Here is a 16,394-nt window from a genome sequence, read left to right as displayed (position 1 = left end):
CGCCGCGGCGAATACCCAGGCCCCGGCCAGCCCGCGGGGCTCAGCGGCGGAAGTGCACGGTAAAGGTAGAGCCCACGCCCAATTGGCTTTGCACGGCAATGCGGCCGCCGGCGTTTTCCACCAGTTTCTTCACCATGTACAGGCCAATGCCGGAGCCCTCCACGTGGTCGTGCAGGCGCTGGAACATGGCAAACAGGCGGGGCTCGTCGGCCAGGTCCAGGCCCAGGCCGTTGTCTTGCACGGCCAGCACCACCTCGTTGCCCACGGTGTGGCAGCTCAGGCGCACGCGCAGGGCCCGGCCCGGGGCGCGGTACTTAATGGCGTTGCTGAGCAGGTTGTACACCACGCTGCGCAGGTTTTTCTCGGCGAAGGGCAGCGGCTCGCAGCCGTTGGCGTCCACCTCCAGGCGGCCGCCGGCGGCCCGCAGCTCGGGGGCCAGGTCGAGGCGCACATCGGCGATGACGGCCTGCACATCGGCCGGCGCGTGGGCCAGGGGCTCCGCCTTTTGCACCTCAATCACGGCCGTGAGGTGCTCGATGGTGCGCCGAAAGCGGTCCACCGAGTCCTGCATCATGTCGAGGATGGCCGGCACCTGGGCTGCCTCCCAGCTGGCGGGCGGCAGCTCCACCAGCAGGGCCTGGAGCAGGCCCTCGATGTTGGTGATGGGGCCCTTGAGGTCGTGCGAGGCCGTGTACACGAAGTTGTCGAGGTCCTCGTTCACGCGGGTGAGCTGCTCGTTGTTGGCGCGCAGCAGGGCCTGGGCCTGGGCCACGCGCTCGAGGGCCAGCTTCTGCTCGTGGATGTCGGTGAAGGTGCCAATCCACTCCCGGATGGTCCCGTCCTCGTCGCGCGAGGGCAGGGCCCGGCCCAGCATCCAGCGGTAGTGGCCGGCCGCGTTGCGCAGGCGGCACTCCACGTCGAGGGGCGCGCCGGTGGCCAGGCAGTGGTGCCAGTGCGCGGTGGTGGCCACAAAATCGGCGGGGTGGATGCGGCTGGTGATGGGCCCGAGCCCGGCCGTGGGACCCTCGCCGGCAAAGTCGAACCAGCGGCGGTTGAGGTACGACGTCGTGCCGGCGGGGTCCGAGGTCCAGGCAATTTGGGGGATGCCCTCCAGCACGCGGCCCACCTCGGCCGCTACCTGCTCCAGGGCGTGGCGGGCGGCCTGCTGGCGCAGCAGCTCGTCGTGGGCCCGCTCAATCAGCGCGTCCTGCTCCACCACCAAGGCCCGGATGCCGTCGATTTCCTGCGCCGCCGACACGTCGGTTACGAGCACGGCCAGCGCCTGAGCCCCGTCGAAGTTCAGCCCATTCATCGACACCGCGCACGGCCGCAGGGCCCCCTCGGGGCCGCGCAGGGGCAGCTCGCCGCGGGCTTTGCCGGCCCAGCCCCGCGCCACCAGCCCGGCCCAGTAGTCCTGAAAGTCGGCCGGCACGCACGCCTCGAAGGCGTTGCCTAGCAGGGCAGCCGGGGCCTGGCCCAGCAGCGCGGCCAAGGCGGCGTTGCAGTACAGCACCGTACCCTCGGGGCTCAGCAACAGGGCCCCCTCGTTCATCTGCTCGATGAGGGCCCGGTAGCTTTGGTCGGCGCTTTCCAGGGTGAAGATGCGGGGCCCCTCGGGGCCCTGGATGGCCAGCGCGTCCACGGCGCCGGTGCGCACGGCGGCAATCAACTCCTCGGCTTCGCGCAGGCGGTGGCGCAGCTCCTCGTTTTCGAGGGCCAGGGCGGCGGCGGTGGGCGGGGTAGGCAAATTCGTCATGCAGCAGGAGGCGCGGGGGGCAAGCCCAGGGCCACCAGCACCGTGGCCCGGTCGGAAAGGTCGCCCACGAGCCGCCGCTGGGGCAGCGGGCGCACCCGCACCAGCGTGGGGGCGGCCACAATTTGCTCTTGCTGGGCCAAGTGGGGCTGCTGGTAAAGGTCGAGGATGCGCAGCGCGTAGCGGCCGGGCAGGTACTGCTCGCAGATTTCTTTGATGTTGCGCACGGCGCGCGTCGAGTTCGGCGTGGCGCCGGTCACGTACAGGTCGAACGCGTACTCGGCGGGCGGGGCGGTGGTTGGTTCCACGGCCTATTGGGGCCCCTGCGGGCGGATGTCGAGCCCCACCAGCACGCGTTCCTCGTTCGAGAGGTCGCCGATGATACGGCGCAACGGCGCGGGCACCTTGCGCACCAGCGTCGGAATGGCCAGGATTTGGTCGCCCTCGGCCAGCTGCGGATTTTCCAATAAGTCAATCACTTCCAGCGAATAGCTGCCTTCCAGGTGCGTTTCGCAGTAGCGGCGCAGGTTGGCCAGCGCGGCCACCGACTTGGCGGTTTGGCCGGCTACGTACAAGCGTAATTCCCATTTTTTGCCATCGGCGGGCGGCGCCAGCGCCGCCATATCTTCCCTCGTATCCATAATCACTTTTTATACGGTAATGCTAAACTGAACGTTGGCCCGCGGGGGCCGCCTTGGTATTGCCATCGGTATCGGCCGCGTTATCGTCCCCGGCCGGGGCCCCCGGCTGGGCGGCCCGCGCCCGGCGCAGCCCCTCCTCCACCGATTCGAACTCGGTGCGCAGGTTGGCAATGGTGGCCTCCAGCACGCGGCGCTTGCGCTCCAGCTCGCGGTCGGTGCGGTCCAGGGCGAGGCGCTCGGCTTCGGCGGCGGCCAGGGCCTGGGCGCGCTGGGCCAGGCGGCCAGCGCCGGTGATGATGCCCGTGGGGCCCACCACCACGTCGAGCAGCTCCACGCCGCGTGGGGTCACCTCAAACTCGCGCACCTGGTTGGAGTGGGCCAGGCCGCGGGCCTTGAGGATGCTCAGGCCGCGGTTGCGCTCGCCGATGCCTTCCAGGTCGCGCACCGAAATCCAGGTATCTACCAGCGACGAGACGCCCTCCTCGGTCATCTCCTGGCGGCCCTCGCGCCCGCTCACCAGGGCCGTGAACAGGGCCGATATGCCGTTGACCTTCAGGTAATCAATCAGCCGGGTGAGCATGCTGCGCACCTCGCTGATGCTGCCCACCGAAATCAGGTTGCTGATGGGGTCGATGACGACCGTGCCGGGCCGGAACTCGCTCACGAGCCGGTGTAGCGTCACGAGGTGGCGCTCCAGGCCGTTGAGGGTGGGGCGCGAGGCGTCGATGCGCAGCAGGCCCTGGGCCAGGTAAGGCGCCAAGTCGACGCCCACCGACTGCATGTTGCGCACGAGCTGGGCCGGCGACTCTTCGAAGGCGAAGTACAAGCACCGCTCGCCGCGCTGGCAGGCGGCCAGCGCAAAGGAGGCCGCCAGCGTGGTTTTGGCCGTGCCGGCCGTGCCCGTGAGCAGCGTGCTGCTGCCGCGGTACCAGCCCCCGCGCTCGAACATGGCGTCGATGCCCGACACGCCCGACGACACGATTTCGTTCGACACCGTGTGCTCGAGCTTGAGCGAAGTGACGGGCAGCACCGAAATGCCGTCTTCGGTGATGAGGTACGGGTACTCGTTGGTGCCGTGGGTGCTGCCGCGGTACTTCACCACGCGCAGCCGCCGGGTCGTAATCTGGTCAATCACCCGGTTGTCGAGCAAAATCACGCAGTCCGACACGTACTCTTCCAAGCCTTGGCGCGTGAGAGTGCCGTCGCCGCGCTCGGCGGTGATGACGGTGGTCACGCCCTTGTCCTTAAGCCAGCGGAACAGCCGGCGGATTTCCGAGCGCAGCACCGATTCGTTGGTGAAGCCCGCGAACAGCGTCTCGATGGTGTCGAGCACCACGCGCTTGGCCCCGATGGAATCGATGGCGTAGCCGAGGCGAATGAACAGGCCCTCCAGGTCGTACTCGCCGTTTTCCTCCATCTCCGAGCGGTCCACGTGCACGTGGTCGAGGCGCAGCATTTTGGCCGCTTGCAGGGCCCCCAGGTCGAAGCCCAGCGAGGCCACGTTGGCCGCCAGCTCCTCGGCGGTTTCCTCGAAGGCCATGAGCACGCCGGGCTCGCCGTAGTTCTGGATGCCGCGCACCAAGAACTCGATGCCCAGCAGGGTTTTGCCGCAGCCGGCGCTGCCGCACACCAGCGTGGGGCGGCCCAGCGGCAAGCCGCCTTCGGTGATTTCGTCGAGGCCGTCGATGCCAGTAGGGGCCTTGGGCAACCGGGGCAAGGCAGAACCGCCAGCCAGGGAAGGATTGTGCATATTATAATCGTATCGAGGAAAGAACAAAGATAATCGGGCCGGCCACTCAGCCTTTCTTCACGCGGCGGGCCCCGCCGGGGCCGTAGTTTGGCGGCCGCATTCGCTTCGCCATCCATGAAAAAGCTCCTCCTTGCCGGGCTGGCCGCCGCCGCCCTGGCCACCGCCTGCAACCAAAACCGCCCCACCGACGCCAACACGGCCGCTGCCGGGGCCCCCACCGCCGCCGACCCCAAGGCCCTGGGGGCCCTGTTCGACGCCTTTTGGGAGCGGCAGTCGCGCCTCGACCCGCTCTCGGCCACCAGCCAGGGCGACAACCGCTTCAACGACCAGCTGCCCAACGACGGCACCCGCGCCTACCGCGACTCGCTGCGCACGTTTTACCAAACGTACCTCACGCGGCTCGAGGGCTTCGACCGGGCCAAGCTGGGGCCCAACGACCAGCTGAGCTACGACATCTTCCGGTACCAGATGCAGCAAAACCTGGCCGGGCTGAAGCTGAACACCTGGATGATGCCCTTCAACCAGTTCTATGCCCTGCCCCTCACGATGGGCCAGATGGGCTCGGGCGAGGGCATCCAGCCCTTTAAAACGGTGAAGGACTACGACAACTGGCTGGGCCGCGTGCGCGGCTTTGCCACGTGGGCCGACACGGCGGTGGCCAACTTCCGCACCGGCGTGCGGGCCGGCGTGGTGCTGCCCCGGGCCCTGGTGGTGCAAATGGTGCCCCAGCTGCGGGCCCTGGTGGTGAGCGACCCCACCAAGAGCCTGTTCTACAGCCCCATCAACAAGTTTCCGAAGGATTTTTCGGCCGCTGACAAGGCCCGGCTGACGGCCGACTATAAGAAGGCCATCGGCACGGTGCTGGTGCCAACGTATAAGAAGCTCGGCGACTTTTTGCAGACCGAGTACCTGCCCAAGGCCCGCGCTACCAGCGGCCTGGGGGCCCTGCCCGGCGGCCCGGAAATGTACAAGTACCTGGTGGCCAACTCGACGACGACTGAAATGACGCCGGCCGAAATCTACCAGGTGGGCCTGGGCGAGGTGGCCCGCATCCGCGGCGAGATGGAGCGCGTGAAGGCCAGCGTGGGCTTCAAGGGCGACTTGCGGGCGTTTTTTGAGTACCTGAAAACCGACCAGCGCTTCCGGCCCTACAAAACGCCGGCCCAGATTTTGGCCGCCTTCGAGGCCATCCACCAGCGCATGGAGCCGAACCTGAAAAAGATGTTTGGCCACGTGCCCAAAACGCCGTTTGAAATCCGCCAGACGGAAGCCTTCCGCGCCGCCTCGGCCTCGGCCGAGTACAACCAGGGGGCCCCGGACGGCTCGCGGCCGGGCATTTTCTACGTGCCTATTCTCGACGCCACCCAGTTCACGACCACCTCGGGCATGGAGTCGCTGTTTCTGCACGAGGCCATCCCTGGGCACCACTACCAGATTTCGTTGCAGCAGGAAAACACCAGCTTGCCCAAGTTCCGGCGCTTCGGCGGCCAGAACGCCTACGTGGAGGGCTGGGCGCTGTACTGCGAGAGCCTAGGCAAGGAGCTGGGCCTCTACACCGACCCCTACCAGTACGCCGGGGCCCTGGGCGACGAGATGCTGCGCGCCGTGCGCCTGGTGGTGGACACCGGCCTGCACTCGCGCAACATGACCCGCGAGCAGGCCATTGCTTACATGCTCGACAACCTGCCCCTGAGCACCCAGGACGCCACCTCGGCCATCGAGCGCTACATGGCCATCCCCGGCCAGGCGCTGGGCTACAAAATTGGGGCCCTTAAAATCAGGGCCCTGCGCACCAAGTACGAGCAGCAACTGGGGCCCAAGTTTTCGCTGAGCGCCTTCCACGACGAAATTCTCAAGGACGGCTCGATGCCGCTGGCCGTGCTCGAAAAGAAAATGGACGCCTGGGCCGCCACCCAGAAATAGGGCCCCGGGCTGGTACTTTTCTAACTCGCTATTGGGCGCTACCTTAGCCGCCCGCACCATTCCTTCTGCTAATGAAACTCTTATTCGCCGCCGCCCTGGGGGCCCTGCCCCTGCTGGGCCACGCCCAAGCCGAGAACTTCGTGCTGACCGGCAAGGTCGCCAACCCCAAGGCCGTGGACAAGGCCTACCTGCGCTACGCCATCGACGACCGCCGCGTGACGGATTCGGCGGTGGTGAAAAACGGCGCGTTCACCTTCAAGGGCACCGTGCCGGGGCCCGTGGGGGCCAACCTGGCCTTCACCCACCAGGGCGGCGCGCTGGCCAAGTCGCGCGACAACACCACCGTGTACCTCGAAAAAGGCACTATCAAGGTGACCACGCGCGACTCGGCCACCAAGGCCGTGGTGGCGGGCACGCCCATTAACGCGCTGTCGAACCAGCTGCGCGAGCAAATGAAGGGGCTGGACGCCCAAGGCAAGGCCCTGGGCAAGGAGTACATGGCCGCCCGCGCCAAGCAGGACAAGCCCGCCATGGACGCGCTCGAAGCCAAGTTCGACGCCCTCGACGAGGCCCAGCGGAAGATGGCGGCCGAGTTTGTGGCGGCCCACCCCGAGGACCGGTTTAGCCTGTTTGCCGTGAAGCAGGCCGTGGGCTACGCCCCCAAGGCGGCCGAGTACGACGCGCTGTTCCAGAAGCTTTCGCCCAAGCTCCGGGCCACGCCCGAGGGCCAGAAAATTGCCGCCCAAATCACCAAGCTACAGTCGGTGGCCGTGGGGGCCCTGGCGCCCGATTTCACCCAGAACACGCCCGAGGGCAAGCCGCTCACGCTCTCGTCGCTGCGCGGCAAGTACGTGCTGATTGACTTTTGGGCCAGCTGGTGCGGCCCCTGCCGCCAGGAAAACCCCAACGTGGTGAAGGCCTACGACGCCTATAAGGACAAGGGCTTCACCATCCTGGGCGTGTCGCTGGACAAGGACACCGGCCAGGGCGCCTGGGTGAAAGCCATTGCCGCCGACGGCCTGGTCTGGCACCAGGTGTCGGACCTGAAGTACTGGCAGAACGCCGCCGCCGCGCAGTACGGCGTGCAGTCCATCCCCCAAAACTTCCTGCTCGACCCCGCCGGCAAAATCGTGGCCACTAACCTGCGCGGCGAGGAGCTGCACACCAAGCTGGCCCAGCTGCTAACGCCGGTAAAATAACCGCCCTTCTTCTGCAATTTTGACGAAAAGCCTGGCCCCGCGCCGGGCTTTTTTGTGGGGCCCCTGGCCCGGCCCGGGCCGCTCCGTAGCTTGCGGCCGGCCGGGGCCCTGGCCGGCCGCATTCACTTTAATCCTCTTCGCAGATGTTGTACAAACTACTCTTGCTGTTGGCATTAACCTTGGGTGCGGGCCGGTGGGCGGCGCCCGCTGCGGCGCAGGCCGCCCCAGCCGATACGGTGGCAGCGCGCCACCCGGCCTTCGACGTGGAGGCCGCCACCCGGCACTACCTCGACACCCTTACCCCGGCCCAGAAGGCCAAGTCGGACGCCTACTTTGAGGGCGGGTACTGGCTGCAGCTCTGGGGCCTGGTGTATGCGCTGGGCGTGGCGGGCGTGTTTCTGGGGCTGGGGCTGTCGCGGTGGCTGCGGGCGCGCACCGCGCGGCTGCCCCGCCGGTGGCAGCGCACCTGGGCCTACGCGGCGCTGTACTTGCTGCTGGCGGCGGGGCTAAGCTTCCCGCTCACGGTGTACCAGGGCTTCGTGCGCGAGCACCAATACGGCCTCTCGAACCTGACGTTTGGGGCCTGGCTGGGCGAGGCGTTGACGTCGCTGGCCGTGTCGGTGGTGTTCGGCAGCTTGCTGGTGCTGGCGCTGTACGGGGCCATCCGGCGCGCCGGGGCCCGGTGGTGGGTGTGGGGCACAGCCATCGTGGGGCTTTTCGTGGTGGTGGGGGTGGCCGTGGGGCCGGTGTTCCTCAGCCCGCTCTTCAACAAGTACACGCCGCTGCCGGCGGGCCCGGTGCGGGAGGGCATCCTCAGCATGGCCCGGGCCAACGGCGTGCCCGCCGACAACGTGTACTACTTCGACGCCTCCAAGCAGAGCAAGCGCATCAGCGCCAACGTGAGCGGGCTGGGCAGCACCATCCGCGTGTCGCTGAACGACAACCTCTTGCGCCGCTGCACGCCCGCCGAGGTGCAGGCCGTGATGGGCCACGAGCTGGGCCACTACGTGCTGAACCACATCCCCAAGATGCTGGTGTTCCTGCTGGTGCTCATCAGCATTGGCTTCTGGGCCGTGGACGGGGCCTTTGGCTGGCTGGTGCGCCGCTACGGGGCCCGGTGGGGCGTGGCGGGCCTAGCCGACGTGGGCGGCCTGCCGCTGCTGGCGGCGCTGTTTGCGGTGGCCAGCTTCTTGGCCACGCCCGTTACCAACACCATTGTGCGCACCAACGAGCAGGAGGCCGACCTGTTTGGGCTGAACGCCGCCCGCCAGCCCGACGGCTTCGCAGCCATTGCCATGAAGCTATCGGAATACCGCAAAATCGAGCCCACGCCGCTGGAGGAAATCATTTTCTTCGACCACCCCAGCGGCCGCACGCGGGTGCAGTCGGCCATGCGCTGGAAGGCTGAGCACCTCGACGGGCGCTAGGGCCCCGGCGAGGAACTGCAAACCAAGCTCGCCCAGTTGCTGACGCCAGTGAAGTAAATTGCCGCCCAATCCGTCTTTGCAAAAGCCCGGCCTGCGGCCGGGCTTTTTCGGGTCCCGGCCGCAGCTTGCGGGCGCCGCCACCGTCTATTCCTACACCATGCGCAAATTTCTACTTACCGGCCTGGGGGCCCTGGCCCTGCTCGCCGGGGCCTGCAACAAGGCCAAACCCACCGCCGCCACGGCGACGCCCGGCGAATTAAAAACCCTATTTGAAAGCTACTGGGAGCGGCAGGCGCCGCTGTTTCCGCTGGCGGCCACCGGCCAGGGCGACAACCGCTACAACAACCGCCTGGTGAACGACCAGACCCACGCCTTCCGCGACTCGCTGGCCGGCCTGTACCAGGGCTACTTGGGGCGGCTGGGCAAGTTCGACCGCAAGCAGCTGGCTGGCAATGACTTGGTGAGCTACGACATTTTGCAGTACGACCTGCAAACCCGCCTCGACGGCCTCAAGCTGGGCCTGGCCGTGGGCGCCGATTTCCCGAATAGCTGGATGATTCCGTTCAACCAGTTTGGGGGCCTGCCGCTGGCCCTGGGCCAGTTTGGGGCCGGCACGGGGGCCCAGCCTTTCAAAACGGTGCAGGACTACGACAACTGGCTGGGCCGGGTGCACGGCTTCCCGGTCTGGGCCGATTCGGCCATTGCCAACTTCCGGGCCGGCATGAAGGCCGGCGTGGTGCTGCCCCGCCCGCTGGTGGCCAAGATGATTCCGCAGATGCGGAGCCTGCAAACCACCGACGCCACCAAGAGCCTGTTCTACGGCCCCATCACGCTGCTGCCCAGCACCTTTGGGGGCCCCGACAAAACTCGCCTGACGGCCGCCTACCAAAAGGCCATTCTGGGCGAGCTGGTGCCGGCCTACAAAAAGCTGGGCGACTTCCTGGAGAAAGAATACCTGCCCAAGGCGCGCGCCACCACTGGCCACGAGGCCCTGCCGAACGGCAAGGCGCAGTACGAGTTCCTGGTGCGCAACTGGACCACGACCAGCCGCACGCCGGCCGAAATCCACGACATTGGGCTGCGCGAGGTGGCCCGCATCAAAAGCGAAATGAATGCGGTGCGCACCCGCCTCGTGTTTCAGGGCGACCTGAAGGCGCTGCTGGCCTACATGAAAACCGACCGGCGGTTTTTTCCCTACAAAACGCCCGACGACGTGCTCAACGGCTTCCGCGCCATCCAGAGCCGCATGCAGCCGAACTTGAAAAAGCTGTTTGGTCGCACGCCCAAAACGCCGTTTGAGGTGCGCCAGACCGAAGCCTTCCGCGCCGCCTCGGCCTCGGCTGAGTACAACGCGGGCACGCCCGACGGCTCGCGGCCGGGCATTTTCTACGTGCCGATTATCGACGCCACCCAGTACCGCACGCCGGGCATGGAGTCGCTGTTTTTGCATGAGGCCATCCCCGGGCACCACTACCAGATTTCGTTGCAGCAGGAAAACACCGATTTGCCCAAGTTCCGGCGCTTTGCCTGGTACGGGGCCATGGGCGAGGGCTGGGCCCTGTACTGCGAGAGCCTGGGCCGCGAGCTGGGCCTCTACAAAGACCCCTACGAGTACCTGGGGGCCCTGAGCCAGGAAATGCACCGCGCCGTCCGCCTGGTGATTGACACGGGCATGCACAGCCAGAACCTGACCCGCGAGCAGGCCATCGAGTACTCGCTCGCCAACGAGGCCACCACCCGCGAGGCCGCCACGGCCGAGGTGGAGCGCTACATGGCCATCCCCGGGCAGGCGCTGAGCTACAAGATCGGGCAGCTCAAGATTCGGGAGCTGCGCAACCGCGCCCGGCAGCAGCTCGGCGGCGGCGTCCACCTGCGCGAACACCGCCCCGGCCAGTTCCGCGACCGCTACAAGCTGGCCGCCTTCCACGACGAGCTGCTGAAGGACGGCGTGATGCCCCTCGATATACTGGACCAGAAAATGACCCGCTGGATGGAAGCGCAGTAAGTGCTTCGGCAGGCTTGCCAATAAAAGAAAGCCCTGGCGACGGGGCTTTCTTTTTGCCCAATGGCTTCCTCAAAAGCGAGCCCAAGTTCATTGCCATGCCGCGGGGCCGGCGTGAAGCCAGTTATTACGGGGGGACGGGGCACTAATGGCCGTGAGCGTGACGCTGTTTGCCCTGGTAGCGCCGGACTTGCGCGAAGAGGTGTACGGGGGGCCCCAGCCGGTATAACGTTCTTTATTTTTCTTATTGACTTATTTGGAATGGCCCGGTGCGTTTCGCCCGTTAGGTTTACAAAAAACTAGCCGCGGGGCCCCTAGCCGCCGGGCCTATTCTTCTTCCTCCACCCCGTATCCACTCGCATGACCCACCTTTTCCGCACCGCCGCCGGCGGGCTGCTGGCCGGCCTGGCCCTGGCCGCGCCGCTGGCCGCCACCGCCCAGAAGAAACCCGCCGCCAAAGCGGCCAACGCCGAAAGCGCCATCCACGAGGCCGACATCAAGCGTGACTTGTACGCCCTGGCCGGCGACCACTACCGCGGCCGCGAGGGCGGCACCTTGGACGAGCTAAAGGCCAGCGTGTGGCTCGTGGACCAGATCCGGGCCACCGGCATGCTGCCGGCCGGCGACGACGGCACGTACTTCCAGTGGTTCAACCTCCAGCGCACGCGCCTGGGCAAGAGCAGCACGCTGCGCATCGGCACCCACGAGGTGAAGCTGAACGAGGACGGCGTGGTGGTGGCCCCCACCAACGCCAGCATCACGGCGCCGCTCGTGTACGTGGGCACGGGCTCGGCGGCGGAGCTGGCCAAGGTGGACATCAAGGGCAAGGCCGTGGCGGTGCAAATTGCCGGGGCCCCCACCGACGGCATCAGCTACCGGCGCTACGTGTTTGGCAAGTTCAGCGGGCAGGCGGGCGAGCTGGTGAAGGCCGGCGCCGTGGCCGTGGTGTTCGTGTCGGATGCGCCCTCGCAGGCCCTTTACGACCACTGGAGCCACATTTATGAGCGGGGCCGCTACAGCCTACCCGGCGCGGCCAGCACCAAGGTGGTGGCCACGCCGCCCGTTGTCTGGCTGCCGGCCAGCGCCGCCAGCTGGGTGCAGCAGGCCGGCCAGCAGTTCAGCACCGAGCTGAAGGTGGAGAGCTTCCAGTACCCCTCGGTGAACTTGGTGGCCAAGATGCCCGGCACCGACGCGCAGCTGAAAAAGGAGTACGTCCTCTTCAGCACCCACCAGGACCACGACGGCGTGCGGGCCCCCATCGCCGGCGACTCCATTTACAACGGGGCCGACGACAACGCCACGGGCTGCGCGGCGCTGCTGGCCATCATGCGGGCCTTCAAGCAGCAGCCGGGCCGGCGCTCGGCCCTGTTCGTGTACCAGGGCTCGGAGGAGCGCGGCCTCATCGGCTCGACCTACTTTTCGGCTCATCCCACCGTGCCGCAATCGTCCATTGTGGCCGTGCTGAACGCCGAGATGATGGGCCGCAACGCCCCCGACAGCGCCGCCCTGCTGGGCAGCACGCCGCCCCACCTGAACTCGTCGGACCTGGTGAAAACCGCCCTGGCCGCCAACCAGGGCCCCGGGGGCCCTAAGTTCAAGCTCGACACCGAGTGGGACAAGCCCACCCACCCCGAGGGCTGGTACTTCCGCTCCGACCACCTGCCCTACGCCCGCCTGGGCATCCCGGCCATCATGTACACCTCGCTGCTGCACGTGGACTACCACACCCCGCGCGACGAGGCCAGCCGCATCGACTACGCCAAGCTCACCCGCATGACGCAGTGGATGTACCTCACCGGCTGGGCCGTGGCCAACCGCACTGCGCCCCCCGCCCGCGAGCCGGGCTTCAAGCTGGAGCGCTAGGGGCCCCTGTTAGTTATTGGTTATTAGGTGCCGGCTGCTAAGACCGAGAAACTGTTTGAGTCAACAAAACACTACCCTAGGCCGTCATGCAGGGCGCAGCGAAGCATCTCTACCGCAGCAGTAATCTTAATTAGTTAAGCAGTAGAGATACTTCGCTGCGCCCTGCATGACTGTTCAACTTGGCAACATACAACTGTCAATCAACAACCAACCTCCATGAACCTGACCAATGCCCAGTGGGCTTTTGTGACGAGCCGGTGGCTGCTGGGCGTGGCCTTCCTGTCGCATCTTTTGGTGCGGGCGCCCAAGCTGGCGGCGTTTCAGGCAGGGCTGCTGAAGCAGTTTGCGGGCACGGTGCTGCCGGTGGCGCTGGTGGGGCCCTACGCGCTGGCGCTGCCATTTGTGGAGGGCGCCATTGGGGCCCTGCTGCTGCTCGGGCTGTTTACCCGCCCGGCGCTGGTGGCGGCCATGCTGGTGCTGACGAGCCTGGTGCTGGGCAGCAGCCTGCTGGAGCAATGGGCCACGGTGGGCACCCAGTTACTATACGGATTGTACGTTTTTGCCCTGCTGCTGCACGTGCAGCACAACCGCCTGGGCCTCGACCGGGTTGGTAGGTACCGCTAACCTTATTTCGTCCTTATGCACCACATCACCGCCGCCGATATCCACGGCTTCGAGAAGATTTACCGCCTCAACTTCGTCAACGGCCTGCCGGGCTTCAAGTCGGCCAACCTGGTGGGCACGGCTTCCCCCGACGGCTTCCCCAACCTGGCCATTTTCAGCTCCGTCATCCACCTGGGCTCCAACCCGCCCCTGCTGGGCATGGTAACGCGCCCGGCCACCGTGCCGCGCCACACCTACCAAAACCTGAAGGACACCGGCTGCTACACCCTCAACCACGTGCCCACGGCCAAGCTGGCGGCGGCCCACTACACCTCGGCCGATTTCCCGCCCGGCATTTCGGAGTTTGGAGCCTGCGGCTTCACCCCCGATTACCGCGACGGTTTCCCGGCCCCCTACGTGGCCGAAAGCGCCGTTAGCATCGGCCTGCGCTACCTCGAAGAGCACGCCATCAGCAACGGCACGGTGCTGCTAGTGGGCACCGTGGAGCACGTGTACCTGCCCGCCGCCGGCCTGCGCGACGACGGCACCCTCGACCTGGTGGCGATGGGCACGGCCGCCATCTCGGGCCTCGACGGCTACCACGCAGTGGAGCCGCCCGTGCGCTTCGGCTACGCCCGGCCCGGCCAGCCGCCGGTGCCCGAGTAGCCAGCCGCGGCCGGGTCCCGGGGGCCCCCAGGTGGCCGTTGCCACCAAACGCAAAAGAGCCCGCGGCCTATTCGGCGGCGGGCTCTTCTGCTACTTAAAGGCAGCCAGTTATTGGCTAAAAGCCAATTACTTAGGGGCCTGGCTTTTATCAACCGGCGTCTTGGCGTTGCTGGTCGATTGGTCGGCCACGGGGGCCAGCTTGCCGTTGGCCGACTCGGGCGAGGACGCGCTGCCGCCGGCGGGGGCCGCGTTGAGCTGGGCCTTGGCACCGCCCTTTTTAATAGCCGCGGCCGAGCCTTCGCCGCCGGCGGGCTCCACGCGCTGGCGGTCGCTGATGCTATCGCGCGACACGTCGGAGGTGTGCCAGGTGGGCGTCCAGCTGAAGTTGGCTTTAGTGGCCGTGTTGATGCCGGGGCTGTACTTGGCGTAGTCGCAGCTGGTGAGGGCCGGGGCGGTGCCCAGCAAAACCAGGGCGAGGCGGAGGGTGCGGGTCATGAGCAGAACAAGAAAAAGTATTACCCCCAAAGTTACGTAGATTTTGAGCGGACGGCTGCCTGGCGGGGCCGGTTTCGGGCGTAATTTCCCGCCCCCGTTGCCCCCGCCGCCATGTCCGAACCCCTCCCCGAAGGCCAGCCTTCCCGCCTGCGCCGCGCCCTGGCGGCGGCCGGCCGCGTGGCCACCGCCCCGGCACGGGGCGCGGCCTACCTGGTGGATTCGGCGCGCGCGCACCAGCATTTTTTCCTGCCCGTGCTCAACGGGGCCCTGGGCGACCAGCTGGCCGCCCGCCACGACCCGCGCGCCCTGCGCATGAGCTTCCGGGTGGGCGGCCACGACGTGCCCGTGGCCGCGCTGGCCCTGCGGGGGCCCCGCCGGCCCACGGTGGTGTTTGTGCACGGCCTGATGGGCGACGAGCAGATTTGGCAAACCGGCCTCGCCGACGCGCCCGACTACCACCGCTACGGCCCCCGCCTGGCCGCCGAAACCGACGCGCGCGTCCTCTACGTGCGCTTCAACTCCGGCCTGCACCTCTCCGAAAACGGCCGCGCCCTCAGCCTCCTCCTCACCGAGCTGGCCACCACCTACCCCGATGCCCTGGGCCCGCTGGCGCTGGTAGGCCACAGCATGGGCGGCCTCGTCATCCGCAGCGCGGGGTATTATGGCAGCACTGGGCCGTTAGCAGCTGGCAGTGAGCCGTTAGCAGTAAGTAATGAGTCGTTGGCAGCGGCCAAACCCACCAATGAGCTTGGACAGCCTTCGACCGAAAGCGCGCCTTGGCTGGCCTACTTGCGGGCGGTGTTCCTGCTGGGCACGCCCAACGATGGCTCGTGGCTGGAGCAGAATAGCCACTTCGCGGCCCACTTGCTCCAGCGCATCGACCTGTTTCCGACCCGGTTCCTGAGCAATGCCCTCAACCAACGCAGCAACGGCATCAAGGACCTGCGCCGCTCCATTTTGGTGGACGAGGACTGGCAGGGCCCCCAAGCCGACGACCGGGCCGCGCCCCGCACCGCCGTGCCGCTGCTGCCCGGCGTGGCCTACCACATCCTGATGGGCGCGTGGCTGAAAACCAACCGGCCTGCCGCCTTGCGCCAATACTTTGGCGACGGCCTGGTGAGCCGTGGCAGCGCCCAAGGGGCCACCACTTTCGGCAACGAAGCCGCCCTGCCGCCCGGCACCACCGTGCGCACCGCCGAGTTCCACCAGCAGCACCACAGCGGCCTGCTCACCCACCCCGAGGTGTACCAGTACCTCAAGCACTGGCTCTAGGTAGCAAGCTATTGGCTAATAGCTATTGGCTGCTAACTTTTATTCTTATTAGCAAGCAGTCAAGCCAAAAGCACTTAGCATTAGAGCCTACATACTTGCAGCCCCAGCGGGGTGGCCCGTCGGTAGCAAGTGGGTACTATTGAGCGCTAAAGCCCCAGCGGGGCGACCCAACACCGTGATAGGCGATTGGGCCGCCCCGCTGGGGCTTTGGTATTATTAATCAACATCTTACTATTGATGAGCCACCCCTGCGGGGCTAATCATTGGCCTACTCGCGTAAGTGCCGTTAAGCAAATGCGGCGCGGGCCGGCAGCCACCCAGGGCCCCGGCCCGCACCGCGGGCCACAACGCTGCCCGAAGCAGCCAAAACCAATTGAAGCAGCGGGCGCGAGGCGGCGCCGGGGCCCTAGTTGCTGGGTGCCGAGCCCGAGCTGCCGGGCGCGGCGGCGCCAGTGCCGGGGCCCGTGCCCTTGGGGTTGGTGTTGCCGCTGGTGATGCTGGCCGCGGGCTGCGTGGTGTTGGGCTCGCCGCTGGCAGAGGCTTCCGCCGTCACCGTGGTATCGGCTGGCGAAACGGGCGTGGCCGCCGCGTCAGTGCTGGTGGTGGTCGTGGTGGTGGCTTCGCCCGTGCCTTTGCTGTCGCAGCCGCTGAGCAGCGCACCGCCCAGTACGGCGGCCAGGGAAATGTGGGAGAGTTTCATAAGAAGTTGGCTGAAAAGAAGAACTGTTTGGAAGAAACGTACCGGGCTATACGAACAATTGCGGCCAGCGCACGGCCCGGGAAATAATTATTTTTACGCG

Annotated in this window: 14 protein-coding genes; 8 read left to right on the top strand and 6 right to left on the bottom strand. The window is 66.9% G+C overall.

Annotated elements, in window-relative coordinates; all coding sequences use genetic code 11:
* Positions 1 to 40 precede the first annotated feature (40 nt).
* From EAH73_RS07765 to kaiC, 4 genes are read right to left on the bottom strand one after another with little or no spacing between them, the layout of a single operon-like run.
* Positions 41 to 1,756 (bottom strand): sensor histidine kinase, encoded by a 1,716-nt coding sequence (locus EAH73_RS07765; RefSeq protein WP_140465897.1) that lies wholly within the window; start codon positions 1,754 to 1,756, stop codon positions 41 to 43.
* Positions 1,753 to 2,061 (bottom strand): circadian clock KaiB family protein, encoded by a 309-nt coding sequence (locus tag EAH73_RS07760; RefSeq protein ID WP_140465896.1) that lies wholly within the window; start codon positions 2,059 to 2,061, stop codon positions 1,753 to 1,755. The genes EAH73_RS07765 and EAH73_RS07760 overlap by 4 nt, the downstream gene beginning before the upstream one ends.
* Positions 2,062 to 2,064: 3 nt before the next feature.
* Positions 2,065 to 2,394: a circadian clock KaiB family protein gene (locus EAH73_RS07755; protein WP_140465895.1), complete on the bottom strand. Its 330-nt coding sequence runs from the start codon at positions 2,392 to 2,394 to the stop codon at positions 2,065 to 2,067.
* A gap of 22 nt (positions 2,395 to 2,416) precedes the next feature.
* Entirely contained in the window at positions 2,417 to 4,144 is a 1,728-nt protein-coding gene (gene kaiC / locus EAH73_RS07750) for a circadian clock protein KaiC (RefSeq protein ID WP_140465894.1), read from the bottom strand.
* 114 nt (positions 4,145 to 4,258) lie between these two features.
* Between kaiC and EAH73_RS07745 the strand changes: the two genes are divergently transcribed.
* From EAH73_RS07745 to EAH73_RS07715, 7 genes are all read left to right on the top strand, one after another.
* The gene (locus tag EAH73_RS07745) at positions 4,259 to 6,067 is read left to right on the top strand and encodes a DUF885 domain-containing protein (RefSeq protein WP_140465893.1); all 1,809 of its coding nucleotides are present in this window, start codon (positions 4,259 to 4,261) and stop codon (positions 6,065 to 6,067) included.
* Between the two features lie 71 nt (positions 6,068 to 6,138).
* Complete coding sequence (locus tag EAH73_RS07740; RefSeq protein ID WP_140465892.1) at positions 6,139 to 7,266, top strand: TlpA disulfide reductase family protein; 1,128 nt, start codon at positions 6,139 to 6,141, stop codon at positions 7,264 to 7,266.
* A gap of 143 nt (positions 7,267 to 7,409) precedes the next feature.
* Entirely contained in the window at positions 7,410 to 8,693 is a 1,284-nt protein-coding gene (locus EAH73_RS07735; protein WP_140465891.1) for a M48 family metallopeptidase, read from the top strand.
* Positions 8,694 to 8,850: 157 nt separating this feature from the next.
* Positions 8,851 to 10,698 (top strand): DUF885 domain-containing protein, encoded by a 1,848-nt coding sequence (locus EAH73_RS07730; protein WP_140465890.1) that lies wholly within the window; start codon positions 8,851 to 8,853, stop codon positions 10,696 to 10,698.
* Positions 10,699 to 11,055: 357 nt separating this feature from the next.
* Complete coding sequence (locus tag EAH73_RS07725; protein WP_140465889.1) at positions 11,056 to 12,558, top strand: M28 family peptidase; 1,503 nt, start codon at positions 11,056 to 11,058, stop codon at positions 12,556 to 12,558.
* Positions 12,559 to 12,774: 216 nt separating this feature from the next.
* On the top strand, positions 12,775 to 13,182 hold the full coding sequence (locus EAH73_RS07720; protein ID WP_140465888.1) for a DoxX family protein: 408 nt from the start codon (positions 12,775 to 12,777) through the stop codon (positions 13,180 to 13,182).
* A gap of 15 nt (positions 13,183 to 13,197) precedes the next feature.
* Positions 13,198 to 13,827 (top strand): flavin reductase family protein, encoded by a 630-nt coding sequence (locus tag EAH73_RS07715; RefSeq protein ID WP_140465887.1) that lies wholly within the window; start codon positions 13,198 to 13,200, stop codon positions 13,825 to 13,827.
* 126 nt (positions 13,828 to 13,953) lie between these two features.
* Here EAH73_RS07715 and EAH73_RS07710 read toward each other — a convergent pair whose 3' ends face one another.
* Positions 13,954 to 14,322 (bottom strand): hypothetical protein, encoded by a 369-nt coding sequence (locus tag EAH73_RS07710; RefSeq protein WP_140465886.1) that lies wholly within the window; start codon positions 14,320 to 14,322, stop codon positions 13,954 to 13,956.
* Between the two features lie 111 nt (positions 14,323 to 14,433).
* Here EAH73_RS07710 and EAH73_RS07705 point away from each other — a divergent pair, with 111 nt between their 5' ends.
* A complete protein-coding gene (locus tag EAH73_RS07705; protein WP_140465885.1) occupies positions 14,434 to 15,594 on the top strand; it encodes an esterase/lipase family protein in 1,161 nt (386 codons plus the stop codon).
* 406 nt (positions 15,595 to 16,000) lie between these two features.
* Here the strand turns inward: EAH73_RS07705 and EAH73_RS07700 are convergent, their stop codons facing one another.
* On the bottom strand, positions 16,001 to 16,294 hold the full coding sequence (locus EAH73_RS07700; protein ID WP_140465884.1) for a hypothetical protein: 294 nt from the start codon (positions 16,292 to 16,294) through the stop codon (positions 16,001 to 16,003).
* Positions 16,295 to 16,394 lie beyond the last annotated feature (100 nt).

This window comes from Hymenobacter nivis (assembly GCF_006439025.1).
Lineage (GTDB): Bacteria > Bacteroidota > Bacteroidia > Cytophagales > Hymenobacteraceae > Hymenobacter > Hymenobacter nivis_A.
Note: the sequence above shows the minus strand (reverse complement) of the source record. Positions and strands in the feature narration are given on the sequence as shown.